Annotated in this window: 18 protein-coding genes; 10 read left to right on the top strand and 8 right to left on the bottom strand. The window is 73.1% G+C overall.

The window, feature by feature from the left end:
- Positions 1–96: 96 nt before the first annotated feature.
- Entirely contained in the window at positions 97–519 is a 423-nt protein-coding gene (locus ACFYZY_RS19720; protein WP_388695618.1) for a secondary thiamine-phosphate synthase enzyme YjbQ, read from the bottom strand.
- 487 nt (positions 520–1,006) lie between these two features.
- Between ACFYZY_RS19720 and ACFYZY_RS19715 the strand changes: the two genes are divergently transcribed.
- Positions 1,007–2,521, top strand: coding sequence for a cellulase family glycosylhydrolase (locus ACFYZY_RS19715; RefSeq protein ID WP_388695615.1), 1,515 nt, complete (start codon positions 1,007–1,009; stop codon positions 2,519–2,521).
- Between the two features lie 31 nt (positions 2,522–2,552).
- Positions 2,553–4,310, top strand: coding sequence for a glycoside hydrolase family 6 protein (locus tag ACFYZY_RS19710; protein ID WP_388695612.1), 1,758 nt, complete (start codon positions 2,553–2,555; stop codon positions 4,308–4,310).
- Between the two features lie 164 nt (positions 4,311–4,474).
- On the opposite strand, the gene ACFYZY_RS19705 is transcribed toward ACFYZY_RS19710, so the two are convergent.
- The gene (locus ACFYZY_RS19705) at positions 4,475–5,506 is read right to left on the bottom strand and encodes a LacI family DNA-binding transcriptional regulator (RefSeq protein ID WP_388695610.1); all 1,032 of its coding nucleotides are present in this window, start codon (positions 5,504–5,506) and stop codon (positions 4,475–4,477) included.
- 370 nt (positions 5,507–5,876) lie between these two features.
- Between ACFYZY_RS19705 and ACFYZY_RS19700 the strand changes: the two genes are divergently transcribed.
- From ACFYZY_RS19700 to ACFYZY_RS19685, 4 genes are all read left to right on the top strand, one after another.
- A complete protein-coding gene (locus ACFYZY_RS19700; RefSeq protein WP_388695608.1) occupies positions 5,877–7,208 on the top strand; it encodes an ABC transporter substrate-binding protein in 1,332 nt (443 codons plus the stop codon).
- Between the two features lie 91 nt (positions 7,209–7,299).
- Entirely contained in the window at positions 7,300–8,304 is a 1,005-nt protein-coding gene (locus ACFYZY_RS19695; protein WP_388695606.1) for a carbohydrate ABC transporter permease, read from the top strand.
- 4 nt (positions 8,305–8,308) lie between these two features.
- A complete protein-coding gene (locus tag ACFYZY_RS19690; RefSeq protein ID WP_388695604.1) occupies positions 8,309–9,229 on the top strand; it encodes a carbohydrate ABC transporter permease in 921 nt (306 codons plus the stop codon).
- A gap of 63 nt (positions 9,230–9,292) precedes the next feature.
- Positions 9,293–10,738, top strand: coding sequence for a GH1 family beta-glucosidase (locus ACFYZY_RS19685; RefSeq protein ID WP_388695601.1), 1,446 nt, complete (start codon positions 9,293–9,295; stop codon positions 10,736–10,738).
- A gap of 65 nt (positions 10,739–10,803) precedes the next feature.
- Here the strand turns inward: ACFYZY_RS19685 and ACFYZY_RS19680 are convergent, their stop codons facing one another.
- Positions 10,804–11,274 (bottom strand): hypothetical protein, encoded by a 471-nt coding sequence (locus tag ACFYZY_RS19680; protein WP_388695598.1) that lies wholly within the window; start codon positions 11,272–11,274, stop codon positions 10,804–10,806.
- A 171-nt stretch (positions 11,275–11,445) separates the two neighbouring features.
- Entirely contained in the window at positions 11,446–12,198 is a 753-nt protein-coding gene (locus ACFYZY_RS19675) for a helix-turn-helix domain-containing protein (protein WP_388695597.1), read from the bottom strand.
- Between the two features lie 164 nt (positions 12,199–12,362).
- Here ACFYZY_RS19675 and ACFYZY_RS19670 point away from each other — a divergent pair, with 164 nt between their 5' ends.
- Positions 12,363–13,289: a glycerophosphodiester phosphodiesterase gene (locus tag ACFYZY_RS19670; RefSeq protein ID WP_388695594.1), complete on the top strand. Its 927-nt coding sequence runs from the start codon at positions 12,363–12,365 to the stop codon at positions 13,287–13,289.
- A gap of 258 nt (positions 13,290–13,547) precedes the next feature.
- On the opposite strand, the gene ACFYZY_RS19665 is transcribed toward ACFYZY_RS19670, so the two are convergent.
- The 4 genes from ACFYZY_RS19665 to ACFYZY_RS19650 form a co-directional block, all read right to left on the bottom strand.
- Positions 13,548–14,648 (bottom strand): CU044_5270 family protein, encoded by a 1,101-nt coding sequence (locus tag ACFYZY_RS19665; RefSeq protein ID WP_388695591.1) that lies wholly within the window; start codon positions 14,646–14,648, stop codon positions 13,548–13,550.
- Entirely contained in the window at positions 14,645–15,307 is a 663-nt protein-coding gene (locus tag ACFYZY_RS19660) for an RNA polymerase sigma factor (RefSeq protein WP_388695588.1), read from the bottom strand. The genes ACFYZY_RS19665 and ACFYZY_RS19660 overlap by 4 nt, the downstream gene beginning before the upstream one ends.
- Before the next feature lie 141 nt (positions 15,308–15,448).
- Positions 15,449–15,964 carry a putative immunity protein gene (locus ACFYZY_RS19655; RefSeq protein WP_388695585.1) on the bottom strand — a complete coding sequence of 172 codons (516 nt, stop codon included), beginning with the start codon at positions 15,962–15,964 and terminating at the stop codon, positions 15,449–15,451.
- Positions 15,965–16,079: 115 nt separating this feature from the next.
- Positions 16,080–16,784, bottom strand: a complete 705-nt coding sequence (locus tag ACFYZY_RS19650; RefSeq protein ID WP_388695582.1) for a DUF2470 domain-containing protein — start codon at positions 16,782–16,784, stop codon at positions 16,080–16,082.
- A 139-nt stretch (positions 16,785–16,923) separates the two neighbouring features.
- On the opposite strand from ACFYZY_RS19650, the gene ACFYZY_RS19645 reads away from it, so the two are divergent.
- The 3 genes from ACFYZY_RS19645 to meaB are packed head-to-tail and all read left to right on the top strand — an operon-like array spanning position 16,924 to position 21,886.
- Positions 16,924–18,738, top strand: a complete 1,815-nt coding sequence (locus ACFYZY_RS19645) for a methylmalonyl-CoA mutase family protein (RefSeq protein WP_388695580.1) — start codon at positions 16,924–16,926, stop codon at positions 18,736–18,738.
- On the top strand, positions 18,735–20,906 hold the full coding sequence (scpA, locus tag ACFYZY_RS19640; RefSeq protein WP_388695578.1) for a methylmalonyl-CoA mutase: 2,172 nt from the start codon (positions 18,735–18,737) through the stop codon (positions 20,904–20,906). Before ACFYZY_RS19645 ends, scpA begins: the two co-directional genes overlap by 4 nt.
- Entirely contained in the window at positions 20,903–21,886 is a 984-nt protein-coding gene (gene meaB / locus ACFYZY_RS19635) for a methylmalonyl Co-A mutase-associated GTPase MeaB (protein WP_388695575.1), read from the top strand. Before scpA ends, meaB begins: the two co-directional genes overlap by 4 nt.
- Positions 21,887–22,051 lie beyond the last annotated feature (165 nt).

The following is a 22,051-nucleotide window of genomic DNA, read 5'->3' as shown; positions in this document are numbered from 1 at the left end:
CGCGTACGGCACCGCCCCGCCCCACCGCTCGTGGTGGGGCGGGGCGGTGAGTGGTTCGGGCGAGACCGGCGAGAGGGGCGGGCGCCGTCTCCCCGGTCACCCCAGGAAGCTCAGCCGCACCTGCCGCTCCGGATTGTCCTTGTTCGTGTCCACCAGGCACACCGACTGCCAGGTTCCGAGGGCCAGTTCGCCGCCGATCACGGGGAGCGTGGCGTGCGGGGGGACGAGGGCCGGCAGGACGTGGTCGCGGCCGTGGCCCCGGCTTCCGTGGCGGTGCTGCCAGCGTTCGTCGGCGGGGAGGAGGCCGTGGAGGACCGCCAGCAGGTCGTCGTCGCTCCCCGCGCCGGTCTCGATCAGCGCCACTCCCGTGGTCGCGTGCGGGGCGAAGACGTTGAGGAGTCCGTCCCGGCCCTGCGCCACCTCCGCCAGGAAGGAGGCGCACTCGCGGGTCAGGTCGTGGACCCTCTCCGACGTGCCGGTGGTGATGTCCAGGGTGCGGGTCTCGAATCCGTGGCTCATCCCCCCATCGTGGCCGACCGGGCGGTCCTCTCAAACTCTCCACGCGGACGGCTCCGGCCCCGCCGTCCCGTCATGCCGCCGGGCTGCAGCGGAAGCCGCTCCGGAGGGCGGTCGTGCCGGCCGCCCGTGCCGCCGGGCCGGGCGCGGACAGGGCGGGAGCGGGAGCGGCGGGCTTCTCCGGCCGGCGTCGTCGTCGTGGTCGTGGTCGTGGTCGTGACACGGGGTGGTTCTCCTCGCGGTTCGGGGGTGGGGGCGAAGAGCTGAAGCGCGTCGGTCAAGCCTTGAACCAGTGGGAGCGCTCCCACTGTGCAGGGGGGGGCGCGGTGGCGTCAAGGCGTACGAAGAGTCGAAGGCAATCGGCGGGGAATTTACTCAACCCCTCTTTTCCTTGGCGGCCGTTGGCGCTACGGTCTGCCGGACCCAGTGGGAGCGGTTCCGTCCAGTCGACGCACCGGCATCGGTGCGTCCTCACTGCGAGGACTCGCTCATGCGTCATCCCCCGCGTCTGTCCGCGCCGCTCGCAGGAGCGGCGCTCACGACGGCGAGCACCGCTCTCGCCCTCATGGGTACGGCCTCCGGAGCAGCGGCCGCACCCGCCTGCACAGTGGAGTACTCGGTCGTCGGCCAGTGGGCCGGCGGTTACCAGGGCGCCGTCACCGTCACCAACGGCGGGACCGCGCTGAACGGGTGGAGCCTCCGCTTCGCCTTCCCGGCCGGCCAGGTCGTCGGCCAGGGCTGGGGCGGCACGTGGTCCCAGTCCGCCGCCGACGTGACCGTGGTGAACGAGAGCTGGAACGGCTCGCTCGCCACGGGGGCGAAGGTGACGGCCGGATTCATCGCCTCCTGGTCGGGGACGAACACGGCCCCCACCGCGTTCACCCTCAACGGCACGTCCTGCGACGCGGGCGGGCCGGCCCCCACGTCCACCCCGACTCCCACTCCCACCGACCCGACCACGCCTCCCACCACACCCCCGGCCCCGGCTTCCGGCGCGCCCGAACTGAGCGTCGACGAGAACCGGTTCACCGATCAGAACGGCGCCACCCGCCGCCTCCTCGGCGTCAACCGCTCCGGCGGCGAGTTCATGTGCGTCCAGGGACACGGGTTCTTCGACGGTCCCGTCGACGACGCCTCCGTCCGGGCCATCGCCGGCTGGAAGGCCAACACGGTCCGCATCCCCCTCAACGAGGAGTGCTGGCTCGGCCTGGACAACGTCAAACCCGAGTACCGGGGCGCGAACTACGTCACCGCCGTCAAGGAGCTGGTGACCAGGGTCCTCGCCCACGGCATGACCCCCGTGGTCGAACTGCACTGGACCCACGGCCGGTACACCGGCAACTCGGCAGGCTGCTCCGACGTGCACGCCTCCTGCCAGAAGCCGATGCCCGGCGCCCGCCACTCCCCGGCGTTCTGGACCTCGGTCGCGGACACCTTCAAGCACGACCGCCGGGTCGTCTTCGACCTGTTCAACGAGCCCTACCCGGACCGGGCGACCCCCACCGCGGCACAGGCGTGGGCCTGCTGGCGCGACGGCGGCACCTGCCCGGGCATCGACTACGAGGTCGCCGGCATGCAGGACCTGGTGGACGCCGTCCGCGCCACGGGGGCGAAGAACCTCGTCCTCGTCCCGGGCATCGCGTACGCCAACGACCTGAGCCAGTGGCTCGCGCACCGCCCCACGGACCCGGCGGCGAATCTCGCCGCCGCCTGGCACGTCTACAACTTCAACGCCTGCTCCACCGAGACGTGCTGGAACGACACCCTCGCCCCGACAGCCGCACGGGTACCTCTGCTCGCGGGCGAGATCGGTGAGAACACCTGCGGACACGCGTTCGTCGACCGCGTCATGAAGTGGTTCGACGACCGCGGCCTCTCGTACCTGGGCTGGACCTGGAACACCTGGGACTGCGCTTCCGGACCCTCCCTGATCAGTTCGTACGACGGCACCCCCACCGCGTTCGGCATCGGGCTGCGCGACCACCTGCGCGCCCTCACCCCCTGATCCCCACCCCCGGAAAGGAACCCCCACCCGCATGAGCCGCACCCGTACCAACCCCGCCCGCCGCACCGGCCGTACCGCCTTCCTGGCGGCGCTCGGCCTCGTGACGGCCACCGGTGCCACCGCCACCGTCCTCGGCACCGCCACCGCCGGCGCCGCCGCGGCCGGCTGCACGGTCGACTACCGGATCACCAACCAGTGGAACACCGGCTTCGGCGCCGACGTGACCGTCACCAACACCGGGGCTCCGGTGACCTCGTGGACCGTCGAGTGGACCTACGCCGGCAACCAGCAGGTCACCCAGGGCTGGAACGCCACGATCTCCCAGTCCGGCGCCGCCGTCACCGCCAGGAGCCTCTCCTACAACGGGACCCTGGCCACCGGGGGCTCCACCTCCTTCGGCTTCAACGGCTCGTACAGCGGCACGAACGCGGTACCCGCCGTCTTCAGGCTCAACGGAGTCGTCTGCGACGGCACCACCGGGCCCACGGACCCGCCGACCACTCCCCCGACGACACCGCCCACCACCCCGCCGGCCGGCTCGAAGGCCGACAACCCGTACGCGGGCGCCAAGGTGTACGTGAACCCCGAGTGGTCCGCGAAGGCGGCGGCCGAACCCGGGGGCGCCAAGGTGGCGAACCAGCCCACCGGCGTCTGGCTGGACCGGATCGCCGCCGTCAACGGCTCCGCGACCTCCATGGGCCTGCGCGCCCACCTGGACGAGGCCCTGCGGCAGAAGGGCCCGGGCGAGCTCGTCGTCCAGCTGGTGATCTACAACCTGCCCGGCCGCGACTGCGCGGCGCTCGCCTCCAACGGCGAGCTGGGCCCGACGGAGATCGGCCGCTACAAGACCGAGTACATCGACCCGATCGCCGCGATCCTCGCCGACCCGAAGTACGCGGGCCTGCGGATCGTCACCACCGTCGAGATCGACTCGCTGCCCAACCTGGTCACCAACGTCTCCGGGCGCCCGACCGCCACGCCCGGCTGCGACGTCATGAAGGCCAACGGCAACTACGTCACCGGCGTCGGCTACGCGCTCAAGAAGCTCGGCGCGATCGGCAACGTCTACAACTACGTGGACGCGGGCCACCACGGCTGGCTGGGCTGGGACGACAACTTCGGCGCCTCCGCCGAACTCTTCAAACAGGCCGCCACGGCCGAGGGCTCCACGGTCGCCAACGTCCACGGCTTCATCGTCAACACCGCCAACTACAGCGCCCTGAAGGAGGACCACTTCCGGATCGACGACAGTGTGAACGGCGTCTCCGTGCGCCAGTCGAAGTGGGTCGACTGGAACCGGTACACCGACGAGCTGTCGTACGCCCAGGCCATGCGCGCCAAGCTGGTGTCGCTCGGCTTCGACGCCGGTCTCGGCATGCTGATCGACACCTCCCGCAACGGCTGGGGCGGCGCCGCCCGGCCCGGCGCCCCGGGCGCGACGACGAACGTGGACACGTACGTCAACGGCGGCCGTTACGACCGGCGCATCCACCTCGGCAACTGGTGCAACCAGTCCGGCGCGGGACTCGGCGAACGGCCCCGGACGGCGCCCGCCGCGGGCATCGACGCGTACGTCTGGATGAAGCCCCCGGGTGAGTCCGACGGCGCCAGCAAGGAGATCCCGAACAACGAGGGCAAGGGCTTCGACCGGATGTGCGACCCGGCCTACACGGGCAACGCCCGCAACGGGAACAGCATGTCGGGCGCGCTGCCGGGCGCCCCGCTCTCGGGCCAGTGGTTCTCGGCCCAGTTCCAGGAGCTCCTGAAGAACGCCCACCCGGCGCTGTGACGCCCCGGGGATGAACCCGCGGTCGGCCGGGATCCGCAGTCCCGGCCGACCGCGGCCGTTCCCGGGAACGGGGCCGCACGGAGACGGGACGGCGGCGCCGGTCCCGTACGGCCTCTCGACCGGACTCCCGTACGGCCCCTCGACCGGACTCCCGTACGGCCCCCTCAACCGGACTCGCGCACGACCAGCTCCGTCGGCAGCACGTGCCGGCGGGGCCGTTCCGGTTCCTCCGGTCCTTCCGCGATCTCCCGGAGCAGCATCCGCGCCATCGTCCGGCCCATCTCCTCGATCGGCTGTCGCACGCTGGTCAGCGGCGGGTCCATGAGCCGTGCCAGCGGTGAGTCGTCGACCCCCACGAGGGCGACGTCCCCGGGCACGCGGCGGCCCGCCTCCCGCAGCGCCCCGCGCGCCCCGGCCGCCATCACGTCGGACGCGGCGAAGACCGCGTCCAGGTCCGGTCGGCGGTCGAGCAGCAGCCGCACGGCCCGGCGGCCGCCCTCCTCGGTGAAGTCGGCCGGCGCGACCAGTTCCTCGTCGGGCGCGAGGCCCGCCTCCGCGAGGCCGGCCCGGTAGCCGCCGAGCCGGGCACGCGCCACGTACATGTCGAGGGGCCCGGTGACGGTCGCGATCCGGTTCCGGCCCCGCCCCACGAGGTGGGCGACGGCCGCCCGGCCCGCCCCGATGTTGTCGGAGTCCACGTACGGCACGGGCTCGGCCTCCCCGCGGCGGCCGTTCATGACGACCGGGAGGCCGAGTTCCCCGATCCGGTCGGGCAGCGGGTCGTCGCCGTGGACGGAGGCGAGCAGCACCCCGTCGACGCGCTGGGTGGCGAGGTACTGCGCGAACCGCTGCCGCTCCCGCTCGCTGCGGACCAGAGTGAGCAGCAACTGTTTGTCCGCCTCGGCCAGTTCGGCGCTGACGCCCCGAATGAGGTCGAGGAAGTACGGCTCCGCGAAGATCCGCGCCTCGGCCTCGGGGATGACGAGCGCCACGGCGTCGGTGCGGCTGCCCGCGAGGGCGCGGGCGGCCTGATTGGGGACGTAGCCGAGTTCGGCGACGGCGCGGGCGACGGCCGTCCTGGTCCGCTCGCTCACCCGGGGGGAGCCGTTGATGACCCGGGAGACCGTGCCCCGGCCCACCCCGGCCCTGACCGCGACCTGCTCCAGGGTGGGCCGGCCGCTCTGTCGTCCGCTCACGACGTCCGGGACTCCCCTCGTGGGTCGACGTGCCGCTCGGTCGGCCCCCAGCGTGATGGGAGCGCTCCCACAATAGACCATCCGGCCCCGTCCCACCCCGGCCCGCACCCGGGTCCGCGTTCAGGAGTTGACGCGACCGGACCGGTCCGGCGGGCGCGAAACCCCCCGAAAACCTTCCGGTAACGAATCCGCGTTCACGTCTTGACACTCGCACCCGCCAAGCAGCAACCTTCCGACAACGAAGTGGGAGCGCTCCCACTCAGGAGTCGCACAGCCCCGCGACGGGTCCCGACAGGCCGCCGGCGAGCCGCGATCAGCCGTCCGGACCCCCTGGCGCACAACGAGCACCACCTTGGACGAGGAGAGTGGAATGGGCACTTCCAGCAGCAGACGCGGACGGCGTACGGCGGTCGCGGCGGTCGTCGCCGCCGCGACCGGCGCGGCCCTGCTCACCGGTTGCGGCAGCGGCGACGACGACGGCAAGGGCGACGGCACGATCACGCTGCGGGTCGGGACCTTCGGTTCGTTCGGTTACGACGACAAGACCGGCGCCAAGCTCTACGCCGAGTACGAGAAGACCCACCCCGGCATCAGGATCGAGGAGTCGAACGTCGCCGACGGGCAGAAGTACTGGGACACGCTGAAGCTGCGCCTCTCCCGCAACAGCGGTCTCGCGGACGTCCAGGCGGTCGAGGTCGGCTTCATCGCCGAGGCGACCGGCCCCACCATGGCGGGCAAGTGGGTGGACCTGGGCAAGGAGGGCGGTGCGAACCTCGGCGCCTTCCTCGACTGGAAGGTCAAGCAGGCGACCACCGCCGACGGCAAGGTGATCGGGCTCGGCACCGACATCGGCCCCATGGCCGTCTGTTACAACAAGGACCTCTTCGCCAAGGCCGAACTCCCCACCGACCGCGAGGCCGTCGGCAGGCTGTGGGCCGGCGACTGGGCCAAGTTCCTGGAGGTCGGGAAGACCTACCAGAAGAACGCGCCCGCCGGGACCGCCTTCCACGACTCGGCGAGCGGCCTCTTCAACGCGGTCGTCTCCAGCGACCCGGTGCAGTACGCCGACGCGGACGGCAAGCTCGACTGGGAGAAGAGCCCCGGGGTGAGGAAGGCGTGGGACACCGCCGTCGCGGCGGCGCGGGGCGGTCTCACCGCCAAGCTGCGCCAGTTCGACGAGAAGGGCACCTGGAACGCGGCCTTCAAGAACTCGAAGTTCGCCACGGTCGCCTGCCCGAGCTGGATGACCGGCATCATCAAGGACCAGGCCGGACCCGCCAACCAGGGCAAGTGGGACATCGCCGCGCCGCCGGTGGCCGGCAACTGGGGCGGCGCCTTCCTCGCGGTGCCGAAGTCCGGGAAGCACGTCAAGGAGGCGGCCGAGCTGGCCGCCTGGCTGACCGCCCCGGAGCAGCACGCCAAGGTGTTCGCGGTCAACGGCAACATCCCCTCCTCCAAGGACACGCTCACCTCGGTCACCGTCCAGGAGGCGAAGCTGCCCTACTTCGGCGACACCCCGGTCGGCAAGATCTTCTCCAGCGCGGCGACCAGGATCACCCCCGCCACGATCAGCCGCTACGACGGCCAGGTGAAGACCTTCCTCACCGACAACGGCATCCTCGACATCGAGCAGCGCGGCACCGACCCGGCCAAGGCGTGGGAGAACGTCAAGAAGCTGATCGACGACAAGATCGCCCGGTAACGGGGGACGCCCGCCGGTCCGTCGCCGCCCGCCGGGCGGCGGGCCGGCACCGTCCGCACCAGCGCACGCATCGACCTGGAAGGACGCCCCCGTGGCCACCTCCGTCCGGACGCGGTCCGACGGCTCCCCGCCGCCCGCCGCACCGCCCGTCTCCCCCGGCCCGCACGGCCGCCGCCCCGCGCCGGGCACCTGGCGCAGCACCCTCTACCGCTGGGACCTCAAGGCGGTCCCGTACGTCTTCGTCGCCCCCTTCTTCCTCACCTTCGCCGCCTTCGGCCTCTTCCCGCTGATCTACACCGGCTGGCTCTCCCTGCACCGGGTGGAGCTCGGCGGCGAGGCGGAGTGGAAGGGGTTCGAGAACTACACCGACCTCGCGACCAGCGAGTTCTTCTGGAACGCGCTCCTCAACACCTTCACCCTCGGGGTCGTCTCGACCGTTCCGCAGCTGCTCATGGCCCTGGGCCTGGCGCACCTGCTCAACTACAAGCTCCGCGGCCGCGGCTTCTTCCGGGTCGCGATCCTCGCCCCGTACGCCACCTCGATCGCGGCGGCGACCCTGGTCTTCGCCCAGCTGTTCAACACCGACTACGGGATGATCAACAGCGTCCTGGAGTGGACCGGCATCGGCCCGGTCGACTGGGAGGCGTCCAAGTGGCCGGCCCAGATCGCGATCTCGACGATCGTGACCTGGCGCTGGACCGGCTACAACGCGCTGATCTACCTGGCCGCCATGCAGGCGGTGCCCCAGGACCTGTACGAGGCGGCCTCCCTGGACGGGGCCTCGCGCTGGCGCCAGTTCCTCAGCGTCACGATCCCCTCCATCCGGCCCACGATCCTCTTCACCATCGTGGTCTCCACCATCGGCGCCACCCAGCTCTTCGGCGAGCCGATGCTCTACGGCGGCAGCGTCGGCATCAGCGGCGGCAGCGGCAACCAGTTCCAGACGCTGAGCCTGCTGATGTACGAGAAGGGCTGGATCACCGGCGCGCTGGGCCAGGCGTCGGCCATCGCCTGGGTGATGCTGCTGCTCCTGCTGATCGTCGGCGGCGTCCAGGCGCTCGTCTCCCGCCACCACCGCGAGAAGCCGGGGGGCTGACCTCATGACCCGCACACCCGACACACCCCGTCCGAAGCGTCCGGCGCCCCCGGAGGCCCGGAAGTCCGTACCCGGCCGGCGTTTCCGCCAGACGGCCGGCCGGCAGCACCACGCCGGACCGCTGACGTACGTCCTGCTCGCCCTGGCCGCGGCGGTCTCCCTCTTCCCGCTGTACTGGAACGTGGTCGCCGCCTCGCACACCGGCGAGCGGGTCGTGGAGGCCCCGGCGCCGCTGCTGCCCGGCCCCCGCCTGTTCGACAACCTCACCTTCGCCTGGAACCAGGTCGACATGGGCGAGGCCCTGGTCAACACGACGATCGTGGCGAGTCTGGTGGCCGTGTCCACCGTCCTCTTCTCCACGCTCGCCGGCTTCGCCTTCGCCAAACTGCCCTTCCGGGGCCGCACGATGCTGCTCTCGCTGGTGGTCGCCACCATGACGATCCCACCGCAGCTCAGCGTCATCCCGCTCTACCGGATCGTCACGGACCTGGGCTGGGTCGACCAGCTCCAGTCGGTGGTCCTGCCCTCGCTCGTCGCCGCCTTCGGCGTGTTCTTCATGCGCCAGTTCCTCGTGGAGGCGCTGCCCGTGGAGCTGGTGGAGGCGGCCCGGATGGACGGCGCGCACAGTCTCCGGGTGATCTGGCACGTGGTCTTCCCGGTGGCCCGGCCCGCGATGGCGGTGCTCGGCATGCTGGTCTTCGTCCAGTCGTGGAACGACTTCTTCTGGCCGTTCATCGCGCTCACCCCGGACGGCAACCCCACCCTCCAGGTGGCGCTCGCCGGGCTCGGCGCGGGCAACCACAGCGTGGACCACGCCGTCGTGCTGACCGGCGCCCTGATCTCCACCGTGCCGCTGCTGCTCGTCTTCGCCTTCCTCGGCAAGCACATCGTGGGCGGCATCACGGCCGGCGCCGTCAAGAGCTGACCGGCCCCCCCTCCTCCCCAAGTCAACGTACCGATCCCGCAACCGCGTTGGGAGCGCCCTCCTATGACCGCGTCCGAAACCCGGCCGCTCGCCGCCACCCGCTCGTTCCCGCCCGGCTTCCTCTGGGGAGCGGCCACCGCCGCGTACCAGATCGAGGGAGCGGCGGCGGAGGACGGCCGCACCCCGTCCATCTGGGACACCTTCTCGCACACCCCCGGCAAGGTCTTCGGGGGCCACACCGGCGACGTCGCCGTGGACCACTACCACCGGTTCCGCGAGGACGTCGGTCTCATGGCCGAACTCGGGCTGAACGCCTACCGGTTCTCCGTCTCCTGGTCCCGGGTGCAGCCCACCGGGCGGGGTCCCGCCGTCCAGAAGGGCCTGGACTTCTACCGGGCGCTCGTGGACGAACTGCTGGCCGCCGGGATCGAACCGGCCCTGACGCTGTACCACTGGGACCTGCCGCAGGAGCTGGAGGACGCGGGCGGCTGGCCGGAGCGGGCGACCGCGGAGCGGTTCGCCGAGTACGCGGGGATCGTCGCGGACGCCGTCGGCGACCGGGTCTCCCGGTGGACCACGCTCAACGAACCGTGGTGCAGCGCCTTCCTGGGGTACGGCTCCGGGGTGCACGCCCCCGGCCGGACCGACCCGGTGGACGCCCTGCGCGCCGCCCACCACCTCAACCTCGGGCACGGGCTCGCGGTCCAGGCGCTGCGGGCCGCCCTGCCGGCGGACCGGCGGCAGCTCTCCGTCTCCCTCAACCTGCACGAGGTGCGGCCGCTGACCCCCTCCCCCGAGGACCGGGACGCGGTCCGCCGCATCGACGCCGTCGGCAACCGGATCTGGCTGGGGCCGATGCTGGAGGGCGCCTACCCGGAGGACCTGCTCGCCGACACCGCGCGCCTCACCGACTGGTCCTTCGTACGGGAGGGGGACACGGTGACGGCGAGGCAGCCGCTGGACCTGCTGGCGATCAACTACTACGCGCCGACGCTGGTGTCGCACGTCGCGGAGGGGGCCGAGAAGCCGCAGGACGACGGTCACGGCGACAGCGCGCACTCGCCGTGGCCGGGCGCGGACCGGGTCGCCTTCCACCGGGCGCCGGGCGAGCGGACGGCGATGGGCTGGCCGGTCGACGCGGGCGCCCTGTACGACCTGCTGGGGCGGGTGTCGGCCGCGTACCCGGGTCTTCCGCTGGTGATCAGCGAGAACGGCGCGGCGTACGAGGACGTGGTCGGCCCGGACGGTTCGGTGCACGACCCGGAGCGCGCCGCCTATGTGCACGCGCACCTGGAGGCGGTGCACCGGGCGCTCACGGACGGGGTGGACGTGCGCGGCTACTTCCTCTGGTCGCTGCTCGACAACTTCGAGTGGGCGTACGGCTACGCGAAGCGGTTCGGCGCGGTCCGGGTGGACTACGACACCCTGGAGCGGACCCCGAAGTCGAGCGCCCGCTGGTACGCGCGGGTGGCGCGGTCGGGCGAGCTGACGGCTCCGGACGCGGGCTGAGGCGGAGACGCGCGGAGGGCCGTGCCGGGTCACCGGCACGGCCCTCGGGCCTTCTTGACGGCAGGTCAGATGTCGATCACCCGGTAGCCGATGACGTAGATGCCGCCGGAGCCCTCGACGGTGCGCCACTGGGTCTCGGCGCCGACCTCGGAGCCGGTGACCAGGGTGGCGCCGAGCTTGTCGTCGCTGCTGGTGGTGTCGTAGTCCCACAGGGTCAGGGTGCGGGCCTGCTCCTTGCCCAGGATGAGGGCCGTGCTGCCGTTGCCGTCGGTCATGGAGCGGACGTAACCGGTGCCCATCGTCTGGTACTTGAGGCCGCCGCCCGGCCAGACCTTGACGGCGTTGCCGTTGGCGTCGGTGATCTTGAGGTACGCCTCGTCGTGGTCGCCCTCGCTGTTCTTCTGGCAGTGCAGTTCGAGGAGCTCGATCTTCACGTAGTCGATCGGCTCGGCGTGCGCGGTGCCGGCGAAGGCGCCGAGGCTGCCGAGTCCGAGCAGGGCGGTGGCGGCCAGTCGGGCGGTTCGGTTCTTGAGCATGTGGTTCCCCCCACACATCGGGTCACTCGTGTGACATGGAGTCCGGGCCGCCCTCCCGGGCGGATCCGGTGTGCCGTTTCCCCCCGGCACGACACTCACTGTGCCCTGCTCCCCCGGCCCCGCTCTACGCGCGTTCCGCTGGACGGAACGGGGCCGGGAGGGCAGTGCTCCTCAGGGCACGAGGACGGTCGGCGGCACCGTTCTCCGCCGCCCGCCGCCGGCGAGCGCCCGGGTGACGGCCGCCCCGGCCCCGGCGACGGCGTGGGCGAGGGCGTCGAGCCGGCACCCCACCGGGGCCAGGGCGGCGAGGGCCGCGACCGCACGTCCGTCCGGGGCGCGGACCGGCAGGGCGGCGCAGCACACCCCTTCCATCACGTCCTCCCGGTCGAGGACGGCACCGCCTCCGCCGGAACCCCGCAGCGCCTTGCCGGCGGCGGTGTCGAGACGGAACGCGAGGCCGTTCCGTACGGGGAGGAGCGGTTCCAGGTCTCCCGGTACCGAGCCGATCGTGAGCGCCATCTCCTCGCGCAGCACCACGAGGACCACGCTCGCTCCAGTGGCGGCCCGGAGCCGCTGGAGGGGCAGCCGGGCGGCGGGGCGGAGGCCGGGGTACGGCTCCCACGCCTGGCCGAGGCGGTAGAGCTGCGGGCCGACCCGGTAACGGTTGCCCGTCCTTTCGACGGCGCCGACGCACACCAGTTGGTCGAGCAGCCGGTGGACACTGGCCTTGGGCACTCCGCAGGCGAGCGCCAGTTCGGTCACCCCGGCCTCGTCGCCGTTCCGCCGCAACGCGTCGAGCAGCGCGAACGCCCCTTCGAGCACCCCCCGCCCGCGTTCGGCACGCCGCTCCCGGGCCTCTTCCGCCGCGTCCCGCGGCGCGGCCACGCCGACGCCGCCCGTTCCCCGTTCCGTACCCGTGTCCATGAGTCCCCCTCACTTCACACACCCGGGCGCGGTCCCCCGACGGCACGGCTCCGGGCACACCTCCCACCATGCCGCAGACCGGACCTCCCGGCGAAGGGGCTCGGACCGCGCGTCGTGTCGCACGCGCGCGGCCCTCCCGGAACTTCCCCCTAAAGTGGTCGGTCATGAGAGACCCCCACCCGCCCTCGTCCCGGTCGCGCCGGCGCCGGACCGTCGGCATCGTCGCCGGCTCCGTCACCGTGGCGGCGCTCGCCACCGCGTTCGTCGTGGCCGCGCCGTCTTCACGATCCGCGCCCCGCCCGGCGGAACAGGACGCCAAGGCTCCGGCGAGCCGTCTGCTCCGTTCCGCCGGGGCTCCGCCGACCGTGATCGCCCACCGGGGAGCCTCCTCCGCCGCGCCGGAGAACACACTGGTCTCCGACGAGGTGGCCCGGCGGGGCAGGGCCCAGTGGATCGAGAACGACGTCCAGCCGAGCAAGGACGGCGTGCCGTACGTCCTGCACGACACGACCGTCGACCGGACGACCGACGGCACGGGCGCGATCCGCTCCCTGACCTCCGCCCAGCTGGACGCCCTGGACGCGGGCTCCTGGTTCGCCCCCGTCTACACGGGCGTCCACGTGCCGACCCTGGCGGCCCAGCTGGCGGACCTCAGGCAGCGGGGCGGCAACCTGCTCCTGGAGATCAAGGGCCGGCACAGCCGCGCCGAGGTGGCCCGGATCGTCGAGGAGGTCCGGGCCCAGAACATGGCCGGCCGGGTGTTCGTCCAGAGCTTCGACGTCCCCTCCCTGCGGTACACGCGCGAGCTGGCGCCCGAACTGCCGCTCGGGCTCCTGCGGGACACGCTGGACCCCGATCCGGTCGCGGTCTCCGCGGACCTGGGGCTCGCCGCGTACAACGTCTCGCACGTCGCGCTGGCCGCCCGGCCGGAGGTGGTCGGGCGGCTGCACGCGGCGAACGTGGCCGTGAACGTATGGACGGTCGACGCTCCCGCCCGCTGGAAGGAGATGGACTCCCTCGGCGTGGACGGGATCATCACCAACCGGCCGGCGGAGCTGAACGGCTGGATCGGCGGCCGGAGCGCCGGTTAGGACGTGTGTCGAAAGGGGCGTCGCCCGCCCGGCGGCGCCCGGCACCCACCCTAGGGCGTGTGTCGAAAGTGGCGTCGTCCGCCCGGAGGGCGGGCCCGGCGGTGTCCGGTGCGTGCGATCGCAAGGCGGAGGGTCGCCCCGATACTGGATGTATCGGGGTGAGCCCGACAACGCCGCTGGGGGCACCCCCGTGCCCGAAGGGCTACGGGGGAGTGCGTGCCGGGCGCCGCCGGGCAGACGGGACTTTCGAAACACGCCCTAGGAGGAGGCGCCGGCGGAGGGCGTGACCCTGATGCCGTCCACGAAGGCCCGGACCATGATCGCGTGGGTGTAGATGACGGTGCCGGGCTTGATCGGGTCGTTCTCGTCCCCGCTGTCCTCGACCTGGACCGTGCGCTCCCCGAGGAAGGTGAACGTCCTGCTGTCGAAGATCCATTCGGTGCGCTGCCCGTTGACCTCGTCGAGCCGTGCGACGGCGACGCCCTTGCGGCCGGCCGCGTCGGTGGCGCTGTCGACCGTGACCACTCCGGGGATCTTCGCGGCGGCCCGGTAGAGCGCCGCCGCGAGTTCGGGGGACGGCCAGCTCTCGCCGAGCAGGTCGCCGATGGTGCTGAACGCCTGCTGGTCCTTGCCGTTGCCCTGGCCCTCGGTCTCCTCGTAGATCTTCCGCAGGAGCGCGTCGGGGTCGGTGGGCAGGCCGGCCAGATAGTCGTACGAGGGCGCGCCGAGGTGCGGCGTCGGCTCCTTCCCCCGCTCGTCGGTGCCGCCGAGGGTGATGCCCTCGGGGCCCGTGGTGCCGGGCTCGATCAGCCATCCCTCGCGGCCGTCGGGGGACTGCCAGGACTGCCGGGTGTGCAGGGGCACGCTGACGAGGCGGCTGACGTTGTTGACGGTCTTCACGTGCGTGTTCGCGGCGCGCGACTCGATGTAGAGGTACTGGCCCGCGCGTCCGCGCGGGACGTCCGCCCCGGCGGCGGCGAGCGAGATGCGGTCGAGGAGGCGGGGGGCGCCGTGGGCGTCGACGGTGCCGATGGTGGTGGTGAGGGCGGGACCGGTGGTGAGGACGGGGGCGACGGCGCGGTCCTCGGCCGGGGCGTCGTCCGGGGTGAGGGCGAGGACGCCGACGGCGAGGGCTCCGGCGAGCACGGTGGCGGCCGGCAGGAGGATCACCTTCCGCAGGAAGGGGGCGCGCGGGGCGGCGGCGCGGCGGTCGTCGTGGATCTGGTTCATCAGGCGCTCCTTGTGGAACCGGTGACGGCCCGGGGGAAGGTCCCGATCCCCGATCGCGAGGAGGGGTTCCGGGAGGTCCCCGGTCCCGTTCCGGTGCGCCGTACGGGGGGCGTTCGCGTCGGGGTTCATCGGATTCCTTCCTGTGCGGGCCGGACCGCGTTGACGCGGTCACCTGATGTCTGTCGGGGGCGGGCGGCGGGTTCCCGTTTCCGGCGCCCGGATTCCTCCGCCTCCCGGGCGAGTTCCTCCTCGGCCCCGTCGCGGAGTTTGGCGCGGGCGCGCGAGAGGCGGGAGCGGACGGTGCCGACGGGGACGCGCAGGGCCCGGGCCACCTCGGTGTAGGCGAGGCCCTCCCAGAGGCAGAGGATGAGGACTTCGCGTTCGGTCCTGCGGAGCGCGCCGAGCGCCCGCAGGGTGGCGGCGATGCGGCGCCGGTCGTCGAGCCGGCCGGCGACCTCGGGCGCGTGGTCGGGCACGGACGGCTCGGGAACGGCCGTGGCGTACGCGGCGGCGGCCGCCCGGTAACGGCGGTTGCCCCGGCAGTGGTTGCGGGCCACGTTGGTGGCGACGCCGAGGAGCCAGGGCCGGAGCGGTCCCCCCTCGGGGTCCACCTTCCGCCGGAGCCGCCACGCCTCCAGGAAGGTCGCCGCCATGACGTCCTCGGCGACCGACCAGTCACCGGTCAGCCGGAAGGCGTGGTTGTAGACGCTCCGGGCGTAGGCGTCGAAGAGTTCGGCGAAGGCCGGCGGGTCTCCGTCCCGGATGCGTGCGCGCGTGTCGTTGGTCACGTCTCTGATCTGTCCGGCCACCGGGACGGGTTCCCGTGACCCGGGTCACACCTCCTCGGAGGTCCCGCCCGTCTCCGGGGCCGGGCGGCCGGGCCGTCCGGTCCGGCCGCCCCGCGTGCGCGCGCCCGGCGCGGGCCGGTCTCAGCAGTCGAACACCGACCAGCAGATGTCGTTGCGCACCCTCTGGTCGTCGAGCACGAGTGCGCGGATCGCCTCCGGGAGCCGGTCGCGCTGCCACCGGCACTCGGACCGCCCGGCGGCCTCCTCCTGGCCCTCCGGCGCCGCCGCGCGGGCCGCCTTGATCGCGTAGGCGGCCGCGCCCAGTTCGTGCGCGGCGACGTGGGCGACCACCGCGGCCTGGCCGGCGGCGTACGCGGCGTGCCGGGCCGCCCCGCGCAGGTCCCTGGCCGCCCCCATCGCGTGGCCACCCGCCGCGCGGGTCTCCATCATCCTGACCTCGCCGCGCGTCCAGGCCCGCGCGTGCTCGATCGCCCGGCGCGGCCGGGGGTCCTCGGGCCGGACCGACTCGAAGAGGGGGAGGACGTGCTCGGCGCACGAGGCGGCCCACAGGGCGAGGAGCCGGTGGTCCTCGTCGGTGAGGGTCCCGCCGCGGCGGATCGTCACGAAGCGCGGGTCCCGGATCTTGGGGAGGACCATGTCTCGCGCCCCTTCCCGCGCGCGTCGGCGCGCGTTCTCACGGTGCGCCCCGCCGTCCGGGCGGACACCGGCGCCTCGGGGGACAAGGTACGCAGTCCGTCCGCCGCCGGGCCGTTCAGGTCAGGAGGTGGTGGGTGTGGGAGGAGCGGCGGGCCGCGGAGAGGAGGGCGTGGACGCGGGAGCCGAACTGGCCGGCGTCGGTGACGGGGGTGGGGAAGGACAGCCGGACGTCCTGGTGGGAGGCGGGGTGTTCGAGGCGCAGGGTGATGCCGTGGCGGTCCAGGGCGACGGGGAGGGCGCGGACCATGTCCCGGTCGGGGCGCGGCCGGACGAGGCGGAGGAGCAGGGGGACGAGTTCGGCGTGGTCGTCGGCCAGGTGGGTGAGCACGGCCGCCTCGCGGACGGCCATCGGGTCGGGTTCGGCCGCCCGGAGTTCGCCGAGCGGGACGAACGCGCGCCCGTCGGCGTCCTCCAGGAGGACCTGGCCGAGCTCCATGCAGGCGCTCCGGGTCGCCCCGGGCTCGTAGGGGGCGTCGAGGATGCCCGTCAGGGTGACGCGGGCCCGGAGGCGTTCGCGGACGGGGGTGGGGGCGATGTCGGTGAGTTCGAGGCGTACGGGGACGCGTCCGGTCGGTCCGGCGGGGCAGCGCTCGGACGGGTCGTGCAGATGGATGTGGCCCGTGGGGCCCGCGCCGTCGAGGCGGTGCACCTCCTCCTCGCGGCCGTCGGTGACGACGGTCATGGAGTGGGCCGCGGCGAGGATCGAGAGCACGCGTTCGGCGGGGGCGGGACGGGTGGCGCGGGTGCTGAAGGGACGCATGCGGGTTCTCCCGGAAGGGGGACGGAAGGCCGGAACCTGGAACTTAGGCAAGCCTAACCTAAGTCGGCACGGGTGAAGAGAAGAAGGTCACAGTCGCGCGCCCTCCTGCTCCCTCGGCGATCTCCCCTAGCATCCGAACATGACGGTCCTGCCTGACGACGGGCTTCCCCTGGCGTCCGAATTCCCAGAAGCGCCACACGAGCAGTGGCAAAACCTCGTGGCGGGCGTCCTGCGCAAATCGGGCAAGGAGCTCTCCGGCCCCGCCGCCGAGGACTCCCTGTCCACCCTGCTGGAGGACGGCCTCGCCACCCGCCCGCTGTACACCGCGCGCGACACCGCTCCCGACCCCGGCCTCCCCGGCTTCGCGCCCTTCGTGCGCGGCGGCCGGGCCGAGGGCAACACCGTCGGCGGCTGGGACGTGCGCCAGCGCCACCTCACGGCCGACAACGAGGCCGTCCTCGCCGACCTGGAGAACGGCGCCACCTCCCTGTGGCTGGGCGTCGGCGGCACCGGCATCCCGGTCGACTCCCTGGACAAGACCCTCGAAGGCGTCTACCTGGACCTCGCGCCCGTCGTCCTCGACGCGGGCGAGGAGACGACGGCCGCCGCCGAACGCCTCTTCCGGCTGTACGAGGAGCGGGGCGTCGCCCCCGGGGAGGCACGGGGCAACCTGGGCGCGGACCCGCTGGGCCACGAGGCCCGTACCGGCCGGTCCGCCCACGACCCGGAGTCCGTCGCCGGTCTCGCGCGCCGCTGCGCCGACGGGTACCCGGGCCTGCGGGCCCTGACCGCGGACGCCCTGCCGTACCACGGGGCCGGTGGCTCGGCCGCGCAGGAGCTGGGCTGCTCGCTCGCGACGGGCGTGGCCTACCTGCGCGGGCTCACCGGAGCGGGCCTGAGCGTCACGGAGGCCCTCGGACAGATCGAGTTCCGCTACGCGGCCACCGCCGACCAGTTCCTGACGATCGCCAAGCTCCGCGCGGCGCGCCGGCTCTGGGCCCGGGTGGCCGAGGCGTCCGGCGCCCCGGAGGCGGGCGCGCAGCGCCAGCACGTGGTGACCTCGCCGGTGATGATGACGCGCCGCGACCCGTGGGTGAACATGCTGCGCACCACGATCGCCACGCTCGCCGCCGGGGTCGGCGGCGCGGACAGCGTCACCGTGCTCCCCTTCGACGACGCGCTCGGCCTGCCGGACGCGTTCTCCCGCCGCATCGCCCGCAACACCTCCACCGTCCTCATCGAGGAGTCCCACCTCGCCCGGGTCGTCGACCCGGCCGGCGGCTCCTGGTACGTGGAACGCCTCACCGACGAACTGGCCCACGCCGCCTGGGAGTTCTTCCGGACGATCGAGCGGGAGGGCGGCCAGGAGGCCGCGCTGCGCTCCGGTTTCGTCGGCGAGCGCCTCGCGGAGACCTGGGCCGCCCGCAGCGCCGGGCTCGCCACCCGCCGCGAACCGATCACCGGGGTCAGCGAGTTCCCGCACCTCGCGGAGAAACCGGTCGAGCGCGTCCCCGCGCCCGAACCCCCCTCCGGCGGCCTGCCCCGCGTCCGGCGCGACGAGGCGTACGAGGAACTGCGCGCCCGCTCCGACGCCCACCTCGCGGCGACCGGCGCCCGGCCCCGGGTCTACCTGGCCGCGCTCGGCCCGGCCGCCGCGCACTCGGCCCGGCTGGCGTTCGCCGCCAACCTCTTCCGGGCCGGCGGCATCGAGCCCGTCACCGAGGGCACGTTCGAGGAGAGCGGTGCCCGCGAGGCGTGCCTCTGCTCCAGCGACGCCCTGTACGAGGAGCGGGCCGGGGAGACCGCGGCCGAGCTGCGCGCGGCGGGGGCGGAGCACGTCCTCCTCGCCGGCCGCCCCGCCCGGTACCCCGGTGTCGACTCGTACGTCTTCGCGGGCTGCGACGCCGTCGCCCTCCTCTCCACCGCCCTCGACCGCATGGGAGTGTCCCGATGACCGTCCCCGACTTCTCCGGGATCGAACTCGGGGCGCCCACCGTCGCCGGCGGCCCCGACGAGTGGCACGCGGCCGTCAGGAAGGCGACCGGCGACGACCCGCTCTGGGAGACCCCGGAGGGCATCGGCGTCAAGCCGCTCTACACCGGGCGGGACCTGGAGGGCCTGGACTTCCTGGACACCTACCCGGGCACGGCGCCGTACCTGCGCGGCCCGTACCCGACGATGTACGTCAACCAGCCCTGGACGATCCGCCAGTACGCGGGCTTCTCCACCGCCGAGGAGTCGAACGCCTTCTACCGGCGCAACCTGGCGGCCGGGCAGAAGGGCCTGTCGGTCGCCTTCGACCTGCCGACCCACCGCGGCTACGACAGCGACCACCCGCGCGTCACCGGCGACGTCGGCATGGCGGGCGTCGCCATCGACTCGATCTACGACATGCGGCAGCTCTTCGACGGCATCCCGCTGGACCGCATGACGGTGTCGATGACGATGAACGGCGCCGTCCTGCCGGTCCTCGCGCTCTACATCGTGGCCGCCGAGGAGCAGGGCGTACCGCCCGAGAAGCTGGCCGGGACCATCCAGAACGACATCCTCAAGGAGTTCATGGTCCGCAACACGTACATCTATCCGCCCGGCCCCTCGATGCGGATCATCTCCGACATCTTCGCCTACACCTCCCGGCGGATGCCGCGTTACAACTCGATCTCCATCTCGGGCTACCACATCCAGGAGGCGGGCGCGACGGCCGACCTGGAGCTGGCGTACACGCTCGCGGACGGCGTCGAGTACATCCGCGCGGGCCGCGAGGCCGGGCTCGACGTGGACGCGTTCGCGCCGCGCCTGTCGTTCTTCTGGGCGATCGGCATGAACTTCTTCATGGAGGTCGCGAAACTGCGCGCCGCCCGGCTGCTCTGGGCGAAACTGGTGAGGCAGTTCGATCCGGCGAACGCCAAGTCGCTGTCGCTGCGCACCCATTCGCAGACCTCGGGCTGGTCGCTGACCGCGCAGGACGTGTTCAACAACGTCACCCGCACCTGTGTGGAGGCGATGGCGGCGACCCAGGGGCACACCCAGTCGCTGCACACCAACGCGCTCGACGAGGCCCTCGCCCTGCCGACCGACTTCTCGGCGCGCATCGCCCGCAACACCCAGCTCCTCCTCCAGCAGGAGTCGGGCACCTGCCGGACCATCGACCCGTGGGGCGGCAGCGCGTACGTGGAGCGGCTGACCTACGACCTCGCGCGCCGCGCCTGGCGGCACATCCAGGAGGTCGAGGCGGCCGGCGGCATGGCGAAGGCCATCGACGCCGGCATCCCCAAGCTGCGCGTGGAGGAGGCCGCGGCCCGCACCCAGGCCCGGATCGACTCCGGCCGGCAGCCGGTGATCGGCGTCAACAAGTACCGGGTGGAGACCGACGAGCACATCGACGTGCTCAAGGTCGACAACTCCTCGGTGCGCGCCCAGCAGATCGCCAAGCTGCGGCAACTGCGCGAGGAGCGGGACGAGACCGCCTGCCGGGACGCGCTCGACGCGCTCACCCGCGCGGCGGGAGGCGACGGCAACCTCCTCGAACTGGCCGTGGTCGCGGCCCGCGCGAAGGCCACCGTCGGCGAGATCTCGGACGCCCTGGAGAAGGTGTACGGGCGCCACGCGGGCCAGATCCGTACCATCTCCGGTGTGTACCGCAACGAAGCAGGCGGGTCCCCCTCCGTGGAGCGCACCCGGGCCCTGGTGGACGCCTTCGGCGAGGCCGAGGGGCGCCGTCCGCGCATCCTGGTCGCCAAGATGGGCCAGGACGGCCACGACCGCGGCCAGAAGGTGATCGCCACGGCCTTCGCCGACCTGGGCTTCGACGTGGACGTCGGCCCGCTGTTCCAGACCCCGGCCGAGGTGGCCCGCCAGGCCGTCGAGGCGGACGTGCACATCGTCGGGGTCTCCTCGCTCGCCGCCGGTCACCTCACGCTCGTGCCGGCGCTCCGGGAGGAGCTGGCGGCGGAGGGCCGCGAGGACATCATGATCGTGGTCGGCGGGGTGATTCCCCCGCAGGACGTGGCGACGCTCCTGGAGATGGGCGCGGCGGCCGTGTTCCCGCCCGGCACCGTCGTCCCGGACGCGGCCCACGACCTGGTGACGCGCCTCGCCGCCGGCCTCGGGCACGACCTGTGATCGGACTCGACACGTACGTGAAGGGGGTGCTCGACGGGAAGCGCGCGCTGATCGCCCGGGCGATCACCCTCGTCGAGTCCACCCGGCCCCAGCACCGGGCCCTCGCCCAGGAGTTGCTGACCGAGCTGCTGCCGCACAGCGGCCGGTCGGTGCGGATCGGGATCAGCGGGGTGCCCGGGGTCGGCAAGTCGACCTTCGTCGACGCGTTCGGAACGATGCTGACCGGGCTCGGCCACCGGGTGGCGGTCCTCGCCGTGGACCCGTCGTCGAGCCGTACGGGCGGTTCGATCCTCGGTGACAAGACGCGAATGGAACGCCTCGCCGTCGATCCGGCGGCCTTCGTCCGCCCCTCCCCCACCGCCGGCACGCTCGGCGGGGTCGCGAAGGCGACCCGGGAGTCGATCGTCGTCATGGAGGCGGCGGGGTACGACGTGGTCCTGGTGGAGACGGTGGGCGTCGGGCAGTCGGAGACGGCCGTCGCCCACATGGTCGACTCCTTCCTGCTGCTCACCCTGGCCCGCACGGGCGACCAGCTCCAGGGCATCAAGAAGGGCGTCCTGGAGCTGGCCGACGTGGTCGCCGTCAACAAGGCGGACGGCCCGCACGAGCGCGACGCGCGGGCCGCCGCGCGCGAACTGGCGGGTGCGCTGCGGCTGATGCACGGCGCCGACGCGTTCTGGACGCCGCCGGTGCTCAGTTGCAGCGCCCGGGAGTCGTCGGGTCTCGACGAGGTGTGGAGGCGGCTGGAACAGCACCGCGCCCTGCTCGACTCGACCGGCCGCCTCGCGGCCAAGCGGCAGGACCAGCAGGTCGACTGGGTCTGGACCATGGTCCGCGAGGAACTCCTCGACCGGCTGCGCACGAACCCGGCGGTCCAGGAGCTCGCGCCCGCCCTGGAACGGCGGGTCAGGGACGGCGGGCTGACGGCGACGCTGGCCGCCGAGCGCGTGCTGAGGGCGTTCGGGGAGCGCGACGGCTGAAGGCCGCCGCGCACGGCCGGGCGCCGGGGGCGGCGGGGCCCCGGGGAGCGGGGGCCCCCCCCCCCCCCCCCGCCCCCCCCCCCCGGGGGGGGGCAAAACGCCCGGGAAGGCCCGGCCCCGGCACACCCCCGCGGCCCCCAAAAAGACCGAAAGGAAAGACACCGC

The organism is Streptomyces sp. NPDC001744 (assembly GCF_042892575.1).
Lineage (GTDB): Bacteria > Actinomycetota > Actinomycetes > Streptomycetales > Streptomycetaceae > Streptomyces.
The sequence above is the reverse complement of the archived record's forward strand: the minus strand, read 5'-3'. Positions and strand labels throughout refer to the sequence as shown.

Excerpts from the sequence above, each read along its gene's own strand:
- ACFYZY_RS19720 (WP_388695618.1), bottom strand. The coding sequence starts at position 519 with ATGAGCCACGGATTCGAGACCCGCACCCTGGACATCACCACCGGCACG.
- ACFYZY_RS19715 (WP_388695615.1), top strand. The coding sequence starts at position 1,007 with ATGCGTCATCCCCCGCGTCTGTCCGCGCCGCTCGCAGGAGCGGCGCTC.
- ACFYZY_RS19710 (WP_388695612.1), top strand. The coding sequence starts at position 2,553 with ATGAGCCGCACCCGTACCAACCCCGCCCGCCGCACCGGCCGTACCGCC.
- ACFYZY_RS19700 (WP_388695608.1), top strand. The coding sequence starts at position 5,877 with ATGGGCACTTCCAGCAGCAGACGCGGACGGCGTACGGCGGTCGCGGCG.
- ACFYZY_RS19690 (WP_388695604.1), top strand. The coding sequence starts at position 8,309 with ATGACCCGCACACCCGACACACCCCGTCCGAAGCGTCCGGCGCCCCCG.
- ACFYZY_RS19685 (WP_388695601.1), top strand. The coding sequence starts at position 9,293 with ATGACCGCGTCCGAAACCCGGCCGCTCGCCGCCACCCGCTCGTTCCCG.
- ACFYZY_RS19680 (WP_388695598.1), bottom strand. The coding sequence starts at position 11,274 with ATGCTCAAGAACCGAACCGCCCGACTGGCCGCCACCGCCCTGCTCGGA.
- ACFYZY_RS19675 (WP_388695597.1), bottom strand. The coding sequence starts at position 12,198 with ATGGACACGGGTACGGAACGGGGAACGGGCGGCGTCGGCGTGGCCGCG.
- ACFYZY_RS19670 (WP_388695594.1), top strand. The coding sequence starts at position 12,363 with ATGAGAGACCCCCACCCGCCCTCGTCCCGGTCGCGCCGGCGCCGGACC.
- ACFYZY_RS19665 (WP_388695591.1), bottom strand. The coding sequence starts at position 14,648 with ATGAACCCCGACGCGAACGCCCCCCGTACGGCGCACCGGAACGGGACC.
- ACFYZY_RS19655 (WP_388695585.1), bottom strand. The coding sequence starts at position 15,964 with ATGGTCCTCCCCAAGATCCGGGACCCGCGCTTCGTGACGATCCGCCGC.
- ACFYZY_RS19650 (WP_388695582.1), bottom strand. The coding sequence starts at position 16,784 with ATGCGTCCCTTCAGCACCCGCGCCACCCGTCCCGCCCCCGCCGAACGC.
- ACFYZY_RS19645 (WP_388695580.1), top strand. The coding sequence starts at position 16,924 with ATGACGGTCCTGCCTGACGACGGGCTTCCCCTGGCGTCCGAATTCCCA.
- scpA (WP_388695578.1), top strand. The coding sequence starts at position 18,735 with ATGACCGTCCCCGACTTCTCCGGGATCGAACTCGGGGCGCCCACCGTC.